This is a genomic window from Microcystis sp. LE19-131.1A (genome assembly GCF_027532015.1).
Lineage (GTDB): Bacteria > Cyanobacteriota > Cyanobacteriia > Cyanobacteriales > Microcystaceae > Microcystis > Microcystis ichthyoblabe_A.
The window spans coordinates 1-2,215 of sequence record NZ_JAPZSS010000264.1 but is presented as its reverse complement, the minus strand read 5'-3'; the positions used below and the strand labels follow the sequence as shown (position 1 = coordinate 2,215).

The window sequence follows — 2,215 nt, the reverse complement described above, 5'->3', positions numbered from 1 at the left end:
ATCCCCATCCTCATCGGGAAATAAATCCAGAATCATCCCCTTGGGAAAGGGCGCAAGAGCGAATAAACTGAGGTAAAGTGCCAAAATTTGGGCATCTGGTTCGCTATTCAACTCCTCCCAACTGAGATTAAAGGCAGCTTTCAACCCTCTTTCTGCTGTCATTTCCCCATGAAACTTGGGATTTTTCTCTAAAATTGGCTCCTCTAAGCCGTTTTCTGCTAACTTCTGCCGTATTTTGCTAATTTTCCAATCCTGTCGTCGTACCAGCAACCTTGCCACCAATTCTAACCCTAAGGGTAAATAACCCAAATCCTGACACAATAATTTAGCTTCTTCGATTTGTGTGTCAATTCTGTTATCTCTGAAATAGGAACGCAATAAATCAAGAGCATCTTCTTCTTTTAAGACTTCTACCCGAAAAGTCGCAATTGTCGCTGATAAATATTCCTTGCGAGTGGTAATTAAAACCTGAAAGCGTTTGTCTTCTTGCGGTGGTAAATAATCCCTAATTTGCTGATAATCTCGCACATCATCAAAAATAATTAAGACATTTCCCGCTAACCAGTTTTGCCAACAATAACGAATTTTTTCCTCTAATTCTCCCTCATCTGGTAGAGTTAATTTGAGATATAACCGCGCAAAATCTAAAATAGAAGTACCGATAAAACCGCCATCACTCTCTGCCACATTTAACCAACATATACCACCAGGATAGGCTTTTTCTCGCCATTGTTGCCAGCCAAATTGTCTGGCTAGTTCGGTTTTACCTATGCCTCCCATTCCCGTTAAGGTAGATATAGCAAGCTTTTGGGATTGTTGCAATTTATTTTTTAAGTCAATTAATTCCTGATTTCTACCAACAAATCTAGGGATATTACTATTAGATAAATTGTGAGGATGTTGTTTAACCTGTTCCTTAACAGGCGGCTCCAGTCAGGTTTTATTGATGGTTATAGTTGCTGCTTGATAAACTTCACCCCCCTCAACCTTATTCTGGAAATTTGTCCCCCCATAATTAGTCTGGTTCATACTACTATTATCCTGAATTTTCAAGGATTGAATTTCTGTTGCTAAACCCTTGACTTTTTCGGCAAAATCTGCTTCATCATTCATGGCAACCTTTAAATAATCTGCCACTTTTTCTAGATCAGTTTTTGACCCTTTTTCAGCAGCTTGTAAAGCTTTTTCAGCATTAGGATTAGCTTTAAGTTTATTCCAGATAATTTGCCGCAAAGTATTAATTTTTTCTAGAGCAGCTTCAGTAAATTTTTCTACAGTAGTCTGAAATACCAAAGCAACAATTGTCGCCACTGTTATCGGTTCCATAGATAAAATCGGGGTAATGAGGGTTAACTTATTGATCGGGTTTTGATTTTTTCGCACAATATAGGGATTTTAGAGATTGCTTCAGTGGTTAACTTGTGGTTAAGGGAGCATTTATGATTTAGTCCTCATTTTAGCTTTCATAATTTTATTCTGCCTTATTTTTCTCGATCAGTCACAGTCCATGACACAATCACAGCAATCACAGTCAAGACGGCATGGGAGAGGAAAGACCAGTAATGATCCGTGTTATCGTAAAAATGGGGATAGATGGGGGGTTTGGTCTTGCAAAATCGGCAAATAGGGATAAAATCAAAACAAGTTAATTTTTTCCTTACCATATCATGTTAACCCCATCGGATAGTAAATTATCTAAGCAGCAGCAGATTCTCTCGGCTGTTTCCGAAGAGGAACAGCTTAAACAGCAACGGATTCAGGAAGTGCTATTGTTAATAGATAGTTTATTCCAAAGAGAGGAAACGACTTTTAGGATTATCATCGACTGTCTTTACGATGTGGGTTCGTTAAATTTAATTAATAAAAAGTTTCATCGTCGTTACTTAAATTTTATTATGAAAGCGATCGCTCGTTTTTCTAAGCCTATATTCAGAATTTATGCTCTCTATTGGGTGAAAAAAAATAGCCCCAAATTAATTACTAATTGGTTGGCTAGTAAGGTTAAATTCTAGATCGATCCCCCCTTAATCCCCCCTGGATAAGGGGGGTGCCGATCCCCCCTTAATCCCCCCTGGATAAGGGGGGTGCCGATCCCCCCTTAATCCCCCCTTGATAAGGGGGGTGCCGATCCCCCCTTAATCCCCCCTTAATAAGGGGGGCATCTGACAACTTTTAACGCCTACCTACTTAGCAATTGTTCACAGTTTGGAGAGTT

3 protein-coding genes are annotated in these 2,215 nt (G+C 39.2%); 1 reads left to right on the top strand and 2 read right to left on the bottom strand.

Annotation, left to right across the window (positions count from 1 at the left end; genetic code table 11):
• A partial coding sequence (locus O9323_RS18825; RefSeq protein ID WP_288125573.1) for an NB-ARC domain-containing protein occupies positions 1-840 on the bottom strand: 840 nt, incomplete at its 3' end.
• A 93-nt stretch (positions 841-933) separates the two neighbouring features.
• A complete protein-coding gene (locus O9323_RS18820; protein WP_353851600.1) occupies positions 934-1,326 on the bottom strand; it encodes a hypothetical protein in 393 nt (130 codons plus the stop codon).
• Between the two features lie 341 nt (positions 1,327-1,667).
• Between O9323_RS18820 and O9323_RS18815 the strand changes: the two genes are divergently transcribed.
• On the top strand, positions 1,668-2,012 hold the full coding sequence (locus O9323_RS18815) for a hypothetical protein (protein WP_002781516.1): 345 nt from the start codon (positions 1,668-1,670) through the stop codon (positions 2,010-2,012).
• The last annotated feature ends 203 nt before the right edge of the window (positions 2,013-2,215 follow it).